The sequence below is a fragment of the Streptomyces sp. NPDC001093 genome (genome assembly GCF_040298985.1).
GTDB lineage: Bacteria > Actinomycetota > Actinomycetes > Streptomycetales > Streptomycetaceae > Streptomyces.
Genome location: NZ_JBEPBF010000034.1, coordinates 1 through 17,036 on the forward strand (window position 1 = coordinate 1; position 17,036 = coordinate 17,036).

Here is a 17,036-nt window from a genome sequence, read left to right on the forward strand (position 1 = left end):
TTCCCCCTCCGCGGGGGCGCCGCCGGTCCGTCGACCGGCGCCGCCCCCTCGGCTTTCCCCTCCGCATCAGAACCCCGTGAATCCCCCCCCCCGGGTCCCCTCCCCGGGTTCTGATGACAGGTACGACACTCAGGACCCGGGGAGGGTTGCACGAGTTCTCAAGATTTTTTGAGCACGTGTGCCACGAACCGCGCCGCCGTCTCCGCCAGCACCTCCCGCCCGTCCCGGGCCCACAACTCCTCGTTGAAGAGTTCGACCTCGATCGGACCCGTGTAGCCGGCCGCCTCCACGTACCCCCGCCACTCGCGCATGTCGATCGCGCCGTCGCCGATCTGGCCCCGGCCGTTGAGGACGCCCTCGGGCAACGGGGTGATCCAGTCGGCGAGTTGGAACGCGTGGATACGGCCGCCCGCACCCGCCCGCGCGATCTGCGCCGGAGCTTGGTCGTCCCACCAGATGTGATACGTGTCCACCGTCACCCCGACCTGGTGCGCCGGGAAGCGTTCCGCGAGGTCCAGGGCCTGCGTCAGCGTCGACACCACACAGCGGTCCGATGCGTACATGGGGTGGAGGGGCTCGATGGCCAGGCGGACGCCATGGTCTTCGGCGTAAGGCACGAGTTCGGTCAGGGCGTCGGCGATGCGTTCGCGGGCCGCGCGCAGGTCCCTGCTGCCGGGCGGGAGGCCGCCGGAGACCAGGACCAGGGTGTCGGTGCCAAGCGTGGCCGCCTCGTCCACCGCCCGGCGGTTGTCGTCCAGGGCGCGGGCACGCTCCTCCGGGTCGATCGCCGTGAAGAAGCCGCCCCGGCACAGCGACGTCACCGTCAGGCCCGCGTCCCGGACCAGCTTCGCCGTCGCCTCCAGGCCGTACTCCCGGACCGGCTCCCGCCACAGGCCCACCTGGCTCACGCCCAACTGGCCGCAGGAGTCCGCCAGTTCCGGCAACGACAGCTGCTTCACCGTCATCTGGTTGATGCTGAAGCGCGCGAGATCGGTCATTGGTTCACCCCGTACAGGGACAGAAGGGTCTTCATGCGCTCCTCGGCCGGCTTCGGGTCGGGGAACAGGCCCAGTCCGTCGGCGAGTTCGTAGGCGCGGGCCAGGTGCGGGAGGGAGCGGGCCGACTGCAGGCCGCCGACCATCGTGAAGTGGGACTGGTGGCCCGCGAGCCAGGCCAGGAACACCACGCCCGTCTTGTAGAAGCGGGTGGGGGTCTGGAAGAGGTGGCGGGACAACTCGACCGTCGGGTCGAGCAGTTCACGGAAACCGGTCGCGTCCCCGGTGTCCAGGATCCGTACCGCCTCGGCCGCCAGCGGGCCCAGCGGGTCGAAGATGCCGAGGAGGGCGTGGCTGAAGCCCTGGTCGTCGCCGGCGATCAACTCGGGGTAGTGGAAGTCGTCGCCGGTGTAGCAGCGGACACCGCGTGGCAGCCGGCGGCGCAGGCCGATCTCGCGCCGGGCGTCGAGCAGGGACACCTTGATGCCGTCCACCTTGTCCGGGTGGGCGGCGATGACCTGCAGGAACACCTCGGTCGCCGCGTCCAGGTCGGTAGAGCCCCAGTAGCCCTCCAGCGCCGGGTCGAACATGGGGCCCAGCCAGTGCAGGATCACCGGCCCGGCGGACTGGCGCAGGAGATGGCCGTAGACCTCCAGGTAGTCCTCGGGGCCGGTGGCGGCAGCGGCCAGCGCCCGCGACGCCATCAGGATCGGCTGGGCGCCCGACTCCTCGGCGACCGCGAGCTGTTCCTCGTAGGCCGCGCGGATCTCCGCCGGAGAGCCGGCCTCGATCTGGTCGGTGCCGACGCCGCAGGCGATCCGGCCGCCGACCGACCGTGCCTCGGCCGCGCTCCGGCGGATCAGCTCGGCCGCGCCCGCCCAGTCCAGGCCCATGCCGCGCTGGGCGGTGTCCATCGCCTCGGCGACACCGAGCCCGTGGGACCACAGGTGGCGGCGGAAGGCGAGGGTGGCCTCCCAGTCGACGGCGGCGGGCGCGTCGGGGGACACGTCCGCGAACGGGTCGGCCACGACGTGCGCCGCCGAGAACACCGTACGAGAGGTGAAGGGGGTGCCCGGCGAGACGCGCAACGGCTCGGTGCGGGGCTCGTACGTCCGCAACCGCCCGTCCGTGGAGGGGAGTTGGATGGTCACAGGCCGATCTCCGGTACGTCGATGCGGCGGCCCTCGGCGGAGGACTTCAGGCCCAGTTCGGCGAGTTGGACGCCGCGGGCGCCGGCCAGCAGGTCCCAGCGGTACGCGGTGTCGGCGTGGACGTGCCTGAGGAACAGCTCCCACTGGGCTTTGAAGCCGTTGCCGAAGTCCGCGTTGTCCGGGACTTCCTGCCACTGCTCGCGGAAGGCCTCGGTCGCCGGGACGTCCGGGTTCCAGACCGGCTTGGGGGTCGCCGACCTGTGCTGGACCCGGCAGTTCCTCAGTCCCGCCACCGCCGAGCCCTCGGTGCCGTCGACCTGGAACTCGACCAGTTCGTCGCGGCCCACGCGCACGGCCCAGGAGGAGTTGATCTGGGCGACGGCGCCGCCCTCCAGCTCGAAGATGCCGTAGGCCGCGTCGTCCGCCGTCGCGTCGTAGGGCTTGCCCTGTTCGTCCCAGCGCTGCGGGATGTGGGTGGTGGCGAGGGCCTGGACGGACCTCACGCGGCCGAACAGCTCGTGCAGGACGTATTCCCAGTGGGGGAACATGTCGACGACGATGCCACCGCCGTCCTCGGCACGGTAGTTCCAGGAGGGGCGCTGGGCGGGCTGCCAGTCGCCCTCGAACACCCAGTAGCCGAACTCGCCCCGCACGGAGAGGATCCGGCCGAAGAAGCCGCCGTCGACGAGCCGCTTCAGCTTCAGCAGGCCCGGCAGGAAGATCTTGTCCTGGACCACGCCGTGCTTGATCCCCTTGGCGTGGGCGAGGCGGGCCAGCTCCAGGGCGCCCGCCAGGCCCGTCGCCGTCGGTTTCTCGGTGTAGATGTGCTTGCCGGCCACGATCGCCTTCTTGATCGACTCCTCACGGGCCGAGGTGACCTGGGAGTCGAAGTAGATGTCCACGGACGGATCGGCCAGTACCGCGTCCACGTCCGTCGAGACGTGGTCGAGCCCGTGGCGGTCGGCGAGCTCCCGCAGGGCGTACTCGCGGCGGCCGAGCAGGATCGGCTCCGGCCACAGCACGGTGCCGTCGCCGAGGTCGAGCCCGCCCTGGTCGCGCAGGGCGAGGATCGACCGGACGAGGTGCTGGCGGTAGCCCATGCGCCCGGTCACGCCGTTCATGGCGATACGCACCGTCTTGCGTGTCACGTCTGTCCCCTCTGTCACACACTGCAGCAAGCGCTTTCTATCCCGAGAAGCTAGCCTCTGGGCGGTGGTCCGTACAAGACCGTGTCACCTTCGAGTTGTTCGAGGGGGCGAACAACCGAGGGCCATGGCTTTAAGGTCTGCTCGACGGATTCTCGGAACCAGCAGCATGACCTGGCTGTCTACGAGGGCGTACGACACGATGCGCGACCGGAGGACGACGAGATGACGGTGACCCTGGCCGATGTGGCGGCCCGCGCCCAGGTCTCACCCGCGACGGTGTCGCGCGTGCTGAACGGCAACTACCCGGTGGCCGCCTCCACGCGCGAGCGGGTGCTGCGGGCGGTGGACGAGCTGGACTACGTCCTCAACGGCCCGGCGAGCTCCCTCGCCGCGGCCACCTCCGACCTGGTCGGCATCCTCGTCAACGACATCGCCGACCCCTTCTTCGGGATCATGGCGAGCGCGATCCAGGCCGAGATCGGGGGCGTCGGGGGCGGCCGGGCGGGCGGTGAGCGGCTCGCGGTGGTCTGCAACACCGGCGGCTCACCGGAGCGTGAGCTGACGTACCTGACCCTGCTGCAGCGGCAGCGGGCGGCGGCCGTGGTGCTGACCGGCGGGGCCGTGGAGGACGCGCCGCACGCGGCGGCGGTCGCGGCGAAGCTGCGCAAGCTCGCCGAGGCCGGGACCCGGGTGGTGCTGTGCGGGCGGCCGCCGGCGCCCGACACCGGTGCCGTCGCGCTCACCTTCGACAACCGGGGCGGCGCGCGCCGGCTCACCGAGCACCTGCTGGGCCTGGGCCACCGCCGGCTCGGCTACATCGCGGGCCCGGAGGAGCGTACGACGACCCGGCACCGGCTGGAGGGCCACCGGGCGGCGCTGGCGGCGGCGGGGGTCGCGGAGGACCCGCGCTGGACGGTGCACGGCCGCTACGACCGCCAGTCCGGGTACGAGGCGACGCTGGAGCTGCTGCGCCGCGATCCGTCGCTGACCGCCGTGGTCGCCGCGAACGACTCCGTCGCGCTCGGGGCGTGCGCGGCACTGCGGGACTCCGGGCTGCGGATCCCGGACGACGTGTCCGTCGCCGGGTTCGACGATCTGCCCTTCAGCGTGGACGCGGTGCCCGCGCTGACGACCGTGCGGTTGCCGCTCGCGGAGGCCGGGGCGCGGGCCGGGCGTATCGCCATGGGGCGGGAGGAGCCGCCGCCGGGCGCCATCGCCGCGATCCGGGGGGAGTTGATGGTGCGGGGGTCCTCGGGGGTGCCCCGGTCAGCCGGGGAGTGACCGTCCCAGCAGGGGCAGTGGCGCCTGGCCCCTGCGGCGGTCCCGGTACCAGCGCTTGCCGGTGTCGTAGGCCCGGCGGGCCCTGCGGACGGCGGAGATCTGCGTGGCGAGGTGGACCTGGTAGCGCCAGGGGCTCTGGTGGCCCTGGCGTACCGCCATGGCGTAGGAGAAGGAGACCGGGTCGCGGTCCAGGTAGTCGTCGAGCTGCTCGAACCAGGCCATGCTGGAGCGCGCTCCGGCCTGTACGGGGTGCATCTCGGCGCGGCGGTGCTGGTCGTACTCGCGCAGCGCCACCCGTGGGTCCGGGTACTGGGAGAGGCTGTGGGCCAGCACGATCGCGTCGATCATCGCGAGCCGGGTTCCGGACCCGAGCGTGAAGTGGGTGGTGTGCGCGGCGTCACCGGCCAGGACGACATTGCCGTCGACCCACGTCCGGTTGCTGAGGTGCTGGAACCGCTGCCACTTCGCCGGTTCGCCGCGTGACCTGCTGATCAGGGAGTGACCGTCGAGTGCGCGGTGGAAGATCTTCTCCAGCAGCGGGACGGCGTCCTCGGGGTCGAGCGTGTCGAGGCCGAGGCCCTGCCAGGTCTGCGGAGAGCACTCCACGATGCAGGTGCTGATCCTCCCCTTGATCGACGGGTAGGCGTGGAACCAGATCCAGCCCGCCGGAGTCTCCTCGAAGTCGAAGACGAAGCTCTCGAACTGCCGGTCCGTGCCGAGCCAGATGTAGGGGTTGCGGCCCGTCTCCACCTTGGTGCCGAAGCGTTCGGCGCGGCTCTGCCGGATCCGGCTGCCCGCCCCGTCGGCGGCCACGATCAGGTCGGCCTCGGGCAGGTCGGCGGGGTCGGCGAGCCTCTCGTGCCGGACGTCGACGCCGAGCGCCCGTGCGCGGCGGGTCAGGACGTCCAGCAGGGCCGCCCGGCCCATGCTGTAGCCGTAGCCGCCGAAGTACGCCGTGCCGTCGTGCCGGCTGCCGTGGACGCGGATCTCCTGGTCCTGCCACAGCACGGAACCGGCGCTCACCGCCCGCGCGCTCTCGGGGTCGTTGCGGTGCAGGATGTCCAGCAGATCGTTCCAGTACACGACACCCCAGCCGTACGTCGCCTCCGGCGGGTCGCGCTCGATCACGGTGATCTCGTGACCGGCGTCCCGCAGCTTCGCGGAGATCGCGAAGTACAGCCCGGCCGGGCCTCCGCCCACGCAGACGATCCTCATCCGGTACCTCCATCGTCACGGTCACACCGGCACATCGCTTGCTACGGCTTCCGGCATATGGATCCGGGTGCCCATGGGGTCGGGCACCCGGATCCACCCTTGGTTTGTCAGGGGGTGTCGGTCAGTGCTGGTGCTCAGCAGCCTCCCCAGCCCCAGCCGCCGCCCCAGCCGCCGCCCCAGCCCCAGCCCCAGCCCCAGCCGCCTTCGTCGCCCCAGCCCCAGCCGCCGCCCCAGCCCCAGCCGCCGCCATCGTGGTGGTACGCGACGACGTGCGCGGGAGCAGAGGTGGTGGTGGCAGCCTGGGCCGCTCCGGCTCCGGCCGCGATGGCCAGGATCGGCGCTGAGCAGACCGCAATGGCCACTCTCTTCATACGGGTGGTGTGTGCGCGCATGATCAAGCCCCTCTCCGGAGGGTGTGATGGATTGTCCGGCGGCCTCACGGGCCGTCCGCATGCGCTCCAGAGCCTGCGCGTCGTCGCTCTGTGCGCCGCCCGCCGCCCGCGACACGCGCTCCGGCAACGGGCCGTCACTTCCCGGGTAAAACGGGCATAAGCGACGTTTCCATTTCAAGCTACGACGAGATTGCGACGCCGTCAAAAGCAGGACCCGGTGCCGAGCTAAAGAACAGGCAAAGGAAGCGGACCCCGGTCCGGACAGTCAACACCCGTGCACCGCAAGTGATTTCGCACGGTCCCGAGCCGAACCGTGGACGCGGACGGGCGGCTGACCTAGTCTCTGAGGGACAGCATCTCTGACTGAGTCAAACATCCGGGGGCGATCATGACCGTCCAGGACGTCCGCGCCTTCAACCGCTTCTACACCGGCCTCATCGGCGCCCTCGACTACGGCCGCCATCTCTACGCCCCGTACACCCTCACGGAATCCCGTGTGCTGTACGAACTCGCCCGGGTCCCGCACCTGGACGCGATCGATCTGCGCACCCTGCTCGACCTCGACGCCGGGTATCTGAGCCGGATCCTGAACAGGTTCGAGGACGCCGGGCTGATCGAGCGCGGGCCCTCGCAGAGCGATCCGCGCCGACGGCGGGTACGGCTCACCGCGCGGGGGCGGGAGGCCGCCGCCCTGCTCGACGAGCGGGCCCGGGAGACGGTCGGGACCATGCTCGACAGCGTGGTCCCGGCCGACCGGCCACGGCTGGCGGAGGCCATGCGGACCATCCAGGACATCCTCGGCGAGGGCGGGGCCCGGTCCGGCGAGGCCGTGCTGCGCGAGCCCCGCCCCGGCGACCTCGGCTGGATCGTCCAGCGCAACGCGGCCCTGTACGCGGCCGAGTACGGCTGGAACGCCGACTACGAGGGGCTGGTCGCCCGGATCGTCGCCGACTTCGCGGAGGACCACGACCCGCATCTGGAGCGGGTGTGGATCGCCGAACAGGCGGGGCGCCCGGTGGGCTGTGTGATGTGCGTACGGGACGACGCGCCCGGTACCGCGCGGCTGCGGCTGCTGCTCGTCGAGCCGGAGGCACGCGGGCACGGCATCGGCGACCGCCTGGTGCGGGCCGTGATCGACTTCGCGCGCGGGGTCGGCTACCGCGACCTGGTGCTGTGGACCAACGACGTGCTCGACGGCGCCCGCCGGATCTACCAGCGGCACGGCTTCGTGCTCGTCGCGGAGAAGCCGCACCGCTCCTTCGGCAAGGACCTCGTGGGCCAGGACTGGCGACTGGATCTGCACGAATCGGACGAATGACGGGTCACGCACGGGGCGGATGGCGAGTAATGTCCGGCCCATGAAGCTGGCGTTCTCCACTCTCGGTGTCCCCGGCCTGCCCGTCCCTGAGGTCCTGGCGCTCGCGACCGCGCACGGCTACCACGGCGTCGAACTGCGCGCCCACCCGGAGGAGCCGGTCCATCCCGGTCTCTCCCCCGCCGAACGCGCCGCAACCGCGCACCTGTTCAAGGAGGCCGGGGTCGAGGTGCTGGGCCTCGCCGGATACGCGCGGGTCGCCGCGCCCGGTGAGGACGCACCCGTACTGGCGGAGATCCGGGACCTCCTCCACCTCGCCCACGACCTGGGCGCCCCCTACGTCCGGGTCTTCCCCGGCGCCGACCCCCACCGACCCCCGGAGGAGTCCGACGCCCTGGCCGCCCGGCGGCTCGGCACCGCCGCGGAGGACGCTGCCGCGCTGGGGGTGCGGATCCTGCTGGAGACGCACGACTCGCATCGCACCGGTGCCGACGCGATCCGGGTGCTGGGCCCGGTCGGACACCGGCAGGTGGGTGCGCTGTGGGACGTCATGCACACCTGGCTGGGCGGCGAGCAGCCCGCCGACACCTACGCGGCGCTTGCTCCGTATCTGGGGTATGTGCAGGTGAAGGACATCGCGTCGGCGCAGGACACCACGCCGCTGCCGCTGGGCTCGGGGGTGCTTCCGCTCACCGAGTGCGTGGACGTGCTGTGCCGGCGCGGGTGGGACGGGTGGCTGTGCTGGGAGTACGAGAAGCGGTGGTACGAGGCTGCCGCCCCGCTGCCGGGGCTGCTCGGTGCCGGGCGGGAGCATGTGCTGCGCCTGCTGGGTGAGGCTGCGTAGGTTCACTGCGGCCACGAGCTCGGGGCTGCGGCGTCGTTGCCGGGTGCGGGTTCGTCGTGGTTTCTCGCGCGGTTCCCCGCGCCCCTTACGGGGCGCTGCGCTGCCCGCGCTGCCGTCGAGGCGCCGGGCCCGGCCACCGAGTGCTGCCGAGTGTCGTGCCGGCAGCCGTGGCGGTCGGTCAGAGCCGTCGTGCGCAGCCCACCGGTGCGGCCCCGCCCAGTTGGACGTACAACGCCGTCGAGCCCGGGCAATCCTCCCGCGTCGCCGTCGCCCTGGTGATCCGATACTCGGGTTTCCGGCGGCCCGAGCCGTCGCACGGTGTCTCACGGACCTGGCCCCTGCCGGAGTCGTACACGCAGTCGCCGGGGATCGTGCGAGGGCCGCCCCCGCCGCCGGGGTCGCCGGGGTGCGGGGGCTCCAGGTTGCGCATACAGGCGTAGCCCTGGGGGATCACGCCGTCGCCGTCCTCGTCGGCGGCCGTGGACCGGTCGCTGATGTGCAGCACGAAGTCGGTCGTCGCCGGGCACAGGGGGCCGTCGGTGGCCGCGCCGTCGTAGCGGGCGACGACCCTGGCCGCCGCCCGCTCGCTCGCGCAGGGCACCTCGGTGAAGCTGGTCGTGCCGAAGGAGCTGCACTCGCCGACCGCGAGGAACTCGGCGCCGTAGCCGCCGGTCGTGGCCGGGGTGGGGCGGGCGTCGCCGACGGGGGTGCCCGCCGTACCCCGGCAGCCGGTCAGCAGGGCGGCCGGCAGCAGGCAGGCGAGGCACACGGCCGTCACGGCACCCTTCCCACGCATGGCAACCCCCCTGCACACCCCGGTCCAGCGTGGCCCCTGGAGGCGCGGCCACGCCAGACATGTGGGCAGGTTTCCCCCCATTGGAGGTATTGCGCCCGGTGTGTGGCGTACGGCTAGTACGTCAGCCCGTGCCCGATCGGGTACAGCACCTGCGTGGGGGCGTCGGCCCGCTGCACCGGCACCGGCAGCTTGCCGCGCGGGGCCACCCGTCCGGCGATCACCCGAGCGGCGGCGCGCACTTCGACGTCCGTCCAGCCGTAGGAGGTCAGGCAGGCCTTGACGGAGGGGAACTGGGCCACGTCGTAGGGGTTGCGGACGGCGAGGGCCGCCAGGGGCCTGCCCGTGGACCGGAGCTGTTCCACCAGCGTGCCTTGCGCGTTGCCCGCCGTCACGTTGTAGGTCGCGACGACCACCGCGTCCGCGTCCCGCGCGGCCTCGACCGCCTGGGCGATGGCCGCGGCGGAGGGCGCGGTGCCGGTGGACAGGGCGGTGGCGGTGAAGCCCAGCTCGGTGAGGGCGTTGGCCAGCACGCCCGTGGGCGGGCCGTCGGTGCCGGAGGGGGAGGCCGGGTCGGCCCCGACGACCAGGAGGCGGGGCTCGGTGCGCGGGGAGAAGGGGAGGGTGCGGTCCTCGTTGACCAGCAGGGTCGTGGTCCGTTCGGCGATCCGGTCGGCGGCGGCCAGGTGCGCCTCGGTGCCCACCGTGCGGTCGACGCCGCCGGGACGGCCACCGCGCGCGTCGGCGAAGAGGCCGAGCCTGGCCTTCAGGCGCAGGATGCGCAGGATCGATGCGTCGAGGCGGGCCTCGGTCAGCTCGCCGTCCTGGACGGCGTTCAGTACGGCGTTCCAGGCCACGTCGAGGGACGGCGGGTTGAGCAGCTGGTCCACCCCGGCCTTCAGGGCGAGCACCGGCACCCGGTCGTCGCCGTACTTGGTGCGGACGCCCTCCATGCCGAGGGAGTCGGTGATCACGACCCCGTCGTAGCCGAGTTCGCCGCGCAGGATGCCGGTGAGGACCGGGTGGGAGAGGGTGGCCGGGTCGCCGGAGTCGTCCAGGGCCGGGAACTGGATGTGCGCGGTCATGATGCAGTCGATGCCCGCGGCGACCGCGGCCCGGAAGGGGACGGCGTCCAGCTTCTCCCACAGCTCCCTGCTGTGCGTGATGACCGGGAAGCCGGTGTGGCTGTCGGTGGCGGTGTCGCCGTGCCCGGGGAAGTGCTTGGCGGTCGCCGCGACCCGGGAGGCCTGGTAGCCCTTGACCTCGGCGGCCACCAGCGCGGCGACCGCGTCCGGGTCGGCGCCGAAGGACCGTACGCCGATGACCGGGTTGGCCGGGTTGACGTTGACGTCGGCGTCCGGGGAGTAGTCCTGGTTGATGCCCATCGCGCGCAGCTCGGCGCCGGAGATCCGGCCGACGGTGTGCGCGTCCGCGCGGGAGCCGGCGGCGCCGAGCGCCATGGCGCCGGGGAAGAGGGTGGCGGGCTTGCCGACCCGGCACACCGCACCGTGCTCCTGGTCGGTGGCGATGAGCACCGGCAGGCCGCGCGGCTGGTCCAGGGACGCCTGCTGGATGCCGTCGGAGAGGCCGGCGATCTGGTGCGGGTCGCGGGTGTTGTGGGCCCAGGTGAAGTAGATGATCCCGCCGACGCGGTACCTGGCGATCAGCTCGGCGGCCGTGCGGACGCCGATCTCCTTGAGGTTGGCGTCGATGTCGGCCTGGTCGGGGGCGGTGGCGGAGTGGCCGTAGACCCGCATCACGAAGAGCTGGCCGACCTTCTCCTGAAGTGTCATCCGGGAGATCAGGGCGCGCAGCCGGCGGTCGTCGCCGGGCGTGGCGGCGCGGGCGGCCGTCGGTACGGTCAGCGCGGCGGTGAGGCCCGCGGTCGCCGCGAGGACGGCGCGTCTGGAGGGTCTTGCGGTGTTTCCGGTGCGTCCTGTGCTTCTCGTGCTGATGTCGTCGCTTCCCGTGCTGGTGTGGGGCACGCGCGCTCCTTCCAGAGGAGAACCGCTGAAGGAAACTTCCGAGGAGTCACCAATATCCGGGAGGTTTCTTTCCGTCAAGGGACTGCACAGTACCCGCAGCAGGGGCCGCCACCGGCGCATGGGAGGGGGGCGCGCCGGTGGCGGCGGGCGGCCGGCCGTGCCGCGGCGAAGGGGGTGGGTCGGCGTTCGCGGCCAGTCGCGAGGGGCCGACACCACGGCACGGAAGACTCGTCCGGCAACCTGCGCGTTGGACGAGCCGGACACGCGCCGGGTTCCCCCGCCCGGCGCGCGTCCACCTCCCGGACGGCCATGACCGGAGTGCGGACGACGGGTCATCATGCGGGCATGCCCGCAGTCGCCATCCCCGGTTCCAAGTCCATCACCGCCCGCGCGCTCCTCCTCGCCGCCGCGGCCGACGGCGTCAGCACGCTCCTGCGCCCCCTGCGCTCCGACGACACCGAGGGCTTCGCCGAGGGTCTGGTCCGGCTCGGCTACCGGGTGGGCCGTACCCCGGACGCCTGGCAGGTGGACGGCCGCCCGCAGGGCCCGGGGCTCGCCGAGGCCGATGTGTACTGCCGCGACGGCGCCACCACCGCCCGCTTCCTGCCCGTCCTGGCCGCCGCCGGGCACGGCACCTTCCGCTTCGACGCCTCGCCGCAGATGCGCCGGCGCCCCCTCGGCCCGCTCACCCGCGCCCTGCGCGACCTCGGCGTCGACCTGCGGCACGAGGAGGCGGAGGGCCACCATCCGCTCACCGTCCGGGCGGCCGGTGTCGAGGGCGGCGAGGTCGTGCTGGACGCCGGCCAGTCCTCCCAGTACCTGACCGCGCTGCTCCTGCTGGGCCCGCTGACCCGCACGGGCCTCCGGATCCGGGTGACCGGCCTGGTCTCGGCGCCGTACGTGGAGATCACGCTCGCCATGATGCGGGCCTTCGGCGTGGAGGTGGTGCGGGACGGCGCGGTGTACGACGTCCCGGCCGGCGGCTACCGGGCCACCGCCTACGCCGTCGAACCCGACGCCTCCACCGCGAGCTACTTCTTCGCCGCGGCCGCCGTCACCCCCGGCCGTGAGGTGACCGTGCCGGGCCTCGGCGCCGGCGCGCTCCAGGGCGACCTGCGTTTCGTGGAGGTGCTGCGGCGGATGGGCGCCGAGGTGGAGCTCGCGGCGGACCGGACGACCGTACGCGGCACGGGAGTTCTGCGCGGGCTCACCGTGAACATGCGGGACATCTCCGACACCATGCCGACGCTGGCGGCGATCGCGCCGTTCGCCTCCGGCCCGGTGCGCATCGAGGACGTGGCCAACACCCGGGTGAAGGAGTGCGACCGGCTTCAGGCCTGCGCGGACAATCTGCGCAGGCTCGGCGTGCCGGTGGCCACCGGCCCCGACTGGATCGAGATCCGGCCCGGCACGCCCGCGCCCGGCACCGGGATCAGGACCTTCGGGGACCACCGCATCGTGATGTCCTTCGCGGTGACCGGCCTGCGCACCCCCGGCCTGTCCTACGACGACCCCGGCTGCGTCCGCAAGACGTTCCCGGGGTTCCACGAGGCGTTCGCGAGGCTCCCGGAAGCGAGCTGACCGGCCCTGCCGTCAGCAGAGGATCCACCCCGAGCTGACCGACTCCTGCGACCCCACCGCGCCCTTGATCCACACGCAGCGGTGGCCGGCGTAGACCGTCACCGGCCCCGCGTGGTGCCGGTAGCTGCCCGTGTCCACGACCGGGCGGGTGCCGCGGGCCTGGACGCTGACGGACATCGTCTGCACGGGGCCCGGGTGCCGGGCGACGGTCATGGCACAGACGTACCCGTCGCTCTTGTAGACGTGGGTGACCCCACTGCTGAACGGCAGGGCCCGTACCTCGTTCCCGGCGCAGCCGCCGACCGTGCTCGCCTGGGCCGTGCCGGACGTCACGAGCGCGAGCACCCCGCTCGCGGCCAGCATCGCCGCACCGAGCGCCAGACGCCTGCGTATCCCACCACTGTCCACTGTCGTCCTCCCCGTACCACGGTTGTACTCCCCCTGCAGCCGTACTGATGTACGGACGCAGGACGTATGCCGGATGGTTGCACGGCCGTCAGAGAGACGCGTCGACGGGGGGCTTCGGCGGGACGGTGCGACGGGGCCGGCTCAGCGGGACGCGGTGACCGGCTCCTCCGGTTCGGGGCGGCCGACGAAGGTGCGCCACAGTTCGGCGTACCGGCCGTCGCGGGCGAGGAGTTCGTCGTGGGTGCCGTCCTCCGCGACCCGTCCGTGGTCCATCACCACCACCCGGTCCGCGCGGGCGGCCGTGGTGAGGCGGTGGGCGACCACCAGCGTCGTACGGCGGCCCGCCAGGCGGTCGGTGGCCTGGTTGACCTGGGCCTCCGTGGCCAGGTCCAGGGCGGCCGTGGCCTCGTCCAGCAACAGGATGTCCGGGTCCACCAGTTCGGCCCGGGCCAGTGCGATCAGCTGGCGCTGGCCGGCCGAGAGGTTGCGGCCGCGCTCGGCGACCTCGTGCAGATAGCCGCCCTCCAGCGTGGCGATCATCTCGTGCGCGCCGACCGCCCGCGCCGCCGCCTCCACCTCGGCGTCGGTGGCGTCGGGGCGGCCGTAGGCGATGGCGTCCCGGACCGTGCCCGGGAAGAGGTACGCCTCCTGCGGGACCACCCCGAGGCGGTGGCGGTACGAGGTCAGGTCCAGGGCGCGCAGATCCGTGCCGTCGACCGTGACCCGGCCCGCGGTGGGGTCGTAGAACCGCGCCACCAGCTTGACGAGTGTCGACTTGCCGGCGCCCGTCTCGCCGACGAAGGCCACCGTCTGCCCGGCCGGGATCGTCAACTCGATGCCGGTGAGCGCCTCTTCGTCGTCACCGTAGGCGAAGTGCACGTCCTCGAAGGCGATGTCGCCGCGCAGGGACGGCACTTCGCGGGGCTCGTCCGCCGGCTTCGTGGACGTCGGCTCGCGCAGCAGCTCCTGGATGCGGCCCAGGGAGACCGTGGCCTGCTGGTAGCCGTCGAAGACCTGGGACAGCTGCTGGACCGGCGCGAAGAACAGGTCGATGTAGAGCAGGTAGGCGACCAGGGCGCCGGTCGTCAGGGTCGCCGCCTCGATCCGGTGCGCTCCCGCGATCAGCACGCTCGCCGCCGCCACCGACGACAGCAGCTGCACGAACGGGAAGTAGACGGATATCAGCCACTGGCCGCGGATGCGGGCGCTGCGGTAGCTGTCGCTGCGCCCGGCGAACCTCAGCCCGCCGTCCCGCTCGCGCCGGAAGGCCTGCACGATCCGCAGCCCGGCGACCGACTCCTGCAGATCGGCGTTGACCACCGAGACGCGCTCACGGGCGAGTTCGTACGCCTTCACGCTGGCCCGGCGGAAGAAGAAGGTGGCGACGATCAGCGGGGGCAGGGTGGCGAAGACGACGAGCGCGAGCCGGAGGTCGATCACCAGCAGGACGCCCATGATGCCGAAGAAGGTGACGACCGAGACGAACGCCGTGACCAGACCCGTCTGCAGGAAGGTGGACAGGGCGTCGACGTCCGTGGTCATCCTGGTCATGATCCGGCCGGTCAGCTCGCGCTCGTAGTAGTCGAGCCCGAGCCGCTGGAGCTGGGCGAAGATCTTCAGCCGCAGCGTGTACAGCACCCGCTCGCCCGTACGGCCGGTCATCCGGGTCTCGCCGATCTGCGCGACCCACTGGACGACGACGGTGACCAGGCCCAGCAGGGACGCCGCCCAGACCGCGCCGAGGGACATCTTCGTCACGCCCGCGTCGATGCCGTGCCGGATCAGCACCGGCAGCAGCAGGCCGGCGCCGGCGTCCACGGCGACCAGCAGCAGGCTGAGCAGCAGGGGCGGGCCGAAACCGCGCAGCAGGCGGCGCAGGCCGTAGGAGTCCTCCGGGAGGACCGCCCGGGTCTCGTCGATGCCGGGGGTGTCGGTGGCCGGGGGCAGCGCCTCCACCTGGGCGAGGAGTCCGGGGGTGGCCGGGGTGCCGGAGAGCGCTGTGTCCTCGGCGTTCTTCGGTTCGCGGTCGCCGGTCCACAGCCTGGGGGTCACCCCCCGCTCGGCGTCGAACTCGGCGTCCAGCTCCTCGCGGACGGAGGTGTCCTCCTGCGGTACGGCGGGTTCGACCCGGCCCGGGGAGACCCCGCCCAGCTCGTCCGGGTCGGTGAGCAGCCGGCGGTAGAGGGCCGACCGCTGCTGGAGTTCCTCGTGGGTGCCGAGGTCCGCGAGCCGGCCGCCGTCGAGGACGGCGATGCGGTCGGCGAGGTTGAGGGTGGAGCGGCGGTGCGCGATGAGGAGGGTCGTACGGCCCTGCATGACGTGCCCCAGGGCCTCGTGGATCTCGTGTTCCACGCGGGCGTCGACGGCGGAGGTGGCGTCGTCGAGGACGAGGAGCCGCGGGTCGGTGAGCAGGGCGCGGGCGAGCGCGACGCGCTGGCGCTGGCCGCCGGAGAGGGTCAGGCCCTGCTCGCCGACCTTGGTGTCGTAGCCCTCGGGGAGCTCGGCGATGAAACGGTCCGCCTGGGCGGCGCGTGCGGCGGCCTCGATCTCGTCCTGGGTGGCGTCCGGGCGGCCGTAGGCGATGTTGTTGCGCACGGTGTCGGAGAAGAGGAAGGAGTCCTCGGGGACGAGCCCGATCGCGGCGCGCAGGCTGTCCAGGGTGAGCTCGCGGACGTCGTGGCCGCCGATCAGGACGGCGCCGTGGGTGACGTCGTAGAAGCGCGGCAGCAGCAGGGAGAGGGTGGACTTGCCGGAGCCGGAGGAGCCGACGATCGCCAGGGTCTCGCCGGGCCGGATCTCGAAGGTCAGCCCGTCGAGGACCTTGGCCCCGCTGCCGTACCCGAAGGACACGTCGTCGAACTCGACGGTCGCGGGCGCGTCGTCCGGGAGGGTCTTGGTGCCCTCCCGGAGCGTCGGCTCGGTGTCGATCAGCTCCAGGACGCGCTCGGTGCCGGCGCGGGCCTGCTGGCCGACGGTGAGGACCATGGCGAGCATGCGGACCGGGCCGACCAGCTGGGCGAGGTAGGTGGAAAAGGCGACGAAGGTGCCCAGCGTGATGTGCCCGCGCACGGCCAGCCAGCCGCCGAGGGCCAGCATGGCGACCTGGCCGAGGGCGGGGACGGCCTGGAGGGCGGGGGTGTACTTGCTGTTCAGCCGGATCGTGCGCAGCCGTCCCGCGAAGAGCCTGCGCCCGACCTCCCTGAGCTTGCCGGTCTCCTGCTCCTCCTGCCCGAAGCCCTTCACCACGCGTACGCCGCTGACGGCGCCGTCGACCACGCCCGCGACGGCGGCGGCCTGCGCCTGGGCGTACCAGGTGGCGGGGTGGAGCCTGCTGCGGCTCCGCTTGGCTATCCAGCCGAGCGCGGGCGCGACGGCGAGGGCGACGAGGGTCAGCGGCAGCGACAGCCACGCCATGATCATCAGGGACATCAGGAAGAGCAGGACGTTCCCGATCGTCATCGGGAGCATGAAGAGCAGGCCCTGGATCAACTGCAGGTCGCTGGTGGCGCGGCCGACGACCTGCCCCGTGGACAGCTCGTCCTGACGGCGGCCGTCGAGGCGGGTGATCGTGCCGTACATCTCGGTCCGCAGGTCGTGCTGGACGTCGAGGGCGAGGCGGCCGCCGTAGTAGCGGCGGACGTAGGTGAGGACGTAGACGAGGAGGGCCGCGCCGATCAGGGCACCGGCCCAGGGGGCCATGGAGCGGGTGTGGTTCCCGATCACGTCGTCGATGATCACCTTGGTGATCAGGGGTACGACGGCCGTGACGGCCATGCCGCCGAGGGAGGAGCCGAGGGCGAGGACGACGTCCTTCGGATACCGCCAGGCGTATGCCGCCAGGCGTCGTGCCCATCCCCGTTGCGCTGCCACGCGGGTGCCTTCCTGTCGTCCTGCTCTACCGGAAGGCACCAACGCGGATGGGGGCCGA

At 72.6% G+C, this 17,036-nt stretch carries 13 protein-coding genes; 4 read left to right on the forward strand and 9 right to left on the reverse strand.

Going from position 1 to position 17,036, the window contains the following annotated elements; translation table 11 throughout:
- Positions 1–158 precede the first annotated feature (158 nt).
- Genes ABT288_RS18925 through ABT288_RS18935 form a run of 3 tightly spaced genes read right to left on the reverse strand, consistent with a single transcriptional unit; the run spans position 159 to position 3,294 of the window.
- A complete protein-coding gene (locus tag ABT288_RS18925; protein WP_351608794.1) occupies positions 159–998 on the reverse strand; it encodes a sugar phosphate isomerase/epimerase family protein in 840 nt (279 codons plus the stop codon).
- Positions 995–2,146, reverse strand: a complete 1,152-nt coding sequence (locus tag ABT288_RS18930; RefSeq protein WP_351608797.1) for a dihydrodipicolinate synthase family protein — start codon at positions 2,144–2,146, stop codon at positions 995–997. The genes ABT288_RS18925 and ABT288_RS18930 overlap by 4 nt, the downstream gene beginning before the upstream one ends.
- Complete coding sequence (locus tag ABT288_RS18935; protein ID WP_351608800.1) at positions 2,143–3,294, reverse strand: Gfo/Idh/MocA family protein; 1,152 nt, start codon at positions 3,292–3,294, stop codon at positions 2,143–2,145. The genes ABT288_RS18930 and ABT288_RS18935 overlap by 4 nt, the downstream gene beginning before the upstream one ends.
- A gap of 222 nt (positions 3,295–3,516) precedes the next feature.
- On the opposite strand from ABT288_RS18935, the gene ABT288_RS18940 reads away from it, so the two are divergent.
- Complete coding sequence (locus ABT288_RS18940) at positions 3,517–4,575, forward strand: LacI family DNA-binding transcriptional regulator (protein ID WP_351608803.1); 1,059 nt, start codon at positions 3,517–3,519, stop codon at positions 4,573–4,575.
- Here the strand turns inward: ABT288_RS18940 and ABT288_RS18945 are convergent.
- Entirely contained in the window at positions 4,561–5,790 is a 1,230-nt protein-coding gene (locus ABT288_RS18945; RefSeq protein ID WP_351608805.1) for an FAD-dependent monooxygenase, read from the reverse strand. The genes ABT288_RS18940 and ABT288_RS18945 overlap by 15 nt on opposite strands.
- Before the next feature lie 134 nt (positions 5,791–5,924).
- On the reverse strand, positions 5,925–6,182 hold the full coding sequence (locus tag ABT288_RS18950) for a hypothetical protein (protein WP_351608808.1): 258 nt from the start codon (positions 6,180–6,182) through the stop codon (positions 5,925–5,927).
- A gap of 388 nt (positions 6,183–6,570) precedes the next feature.
- On the opposite strand from ABT288_RS18950, the gene ABT288_RS18955 reads away from it, so the two are divergent.
- On the forward strand, positions 6,571–7,500 hold the full coding sequence (locus tag ABT288_RS18955; protein ID WP_351608810.1) for a bifunctional helix-turn-helix transcriptional regulator/GNAT family N-acetyltransferase: 930 nt from the start codon (positions 6,571–6,573) through the stop codon (positions 7,498–7,500).
- 40 nt (positions 7,501–7,540) lie between these two features.
- A complete protein-coding gene (locus ABT288_RS18960; protein ID WP_351608813.1) occupies positions 7,541–8,341 on the forward strand; it encodes a sugar phosphate isomerase/epimerase family protein in 801 nt (266 codons plus the stop codon).
- A gap of 178 nt (positions 8,342–8,519) precedes the next feature.
- Here the strand turns inward: ABT288_RS18960 and ABT288_RS18965 are convergent, their stop codons facing one another.
- On the reverse strand, positions 8,520–9,137 hold the full coding sequence (locus tag ABT288_RS18965) for a hypothetical protein (RefSeq protein WP_351608815.1): 618 nt from the start codon (positions 9,135–9,137) through the stop codon (positions 8,520–8,522).
- Positions 9,138–9,250: 113 nt separating this feature from the next.
- Entirely contained in the window at positions 9,251–11,239 is a 1,989-nt protein-coding gene (locus ABT288_RS18970; protein WP_351608816.1) for a glycoside hydrolase family 3 protein, read from the reverse strand.
- Between the two features lie 225 nt (positions 11,240–11,464).
- Between ABT288_RS18970 and aroA the strand changes: the two genes are divergently transcribed.
- Entirely contained in the window at positions 11,465–12,700 is a 1,236-nt protein-coding gene (gene aroA / locus ABT288_RS18975) for a 3-phosphoshikimate 1-carboxyvinyltransferase (protein ID WP_351608818.1), read from the forward strand.
- Between the two features lie 12 nt (positions 12,701–12,712).
- Here the strand turns inward: aroA and ABT288_RS18980 are convergent, their stop codons facing one another.
- Both ABT288_RS18980 and ABT288_RS18985 read right to left on the reverse strand, forming a co-directional pair.
- Positions 12,713–13,108, reverse strand: a complete 396-nt coding sequence (locus ABT288_RS18980; protein WP_351608820.1) for a hypothetical protein — start codon at positions 13,106–13,108, stop codon at positions 12,713–12,715.
- Positions 13,109–13,249: 141 nt separating this feature from the next.
- Positions 13,250–16,978 (reverse strand): ABC transporter ATP-binding protein, encoded by a 3,729-nt coding sequence (locus tag ABT288_RS18985; protein WP_351608822.1) that lies wholly within the window; start codon positions 16,976–16,978, stop codon positions 13,250–13,252.
- Between the last annotated feature and the right edge of the window lie 58 nt (positions 16,979–17,036).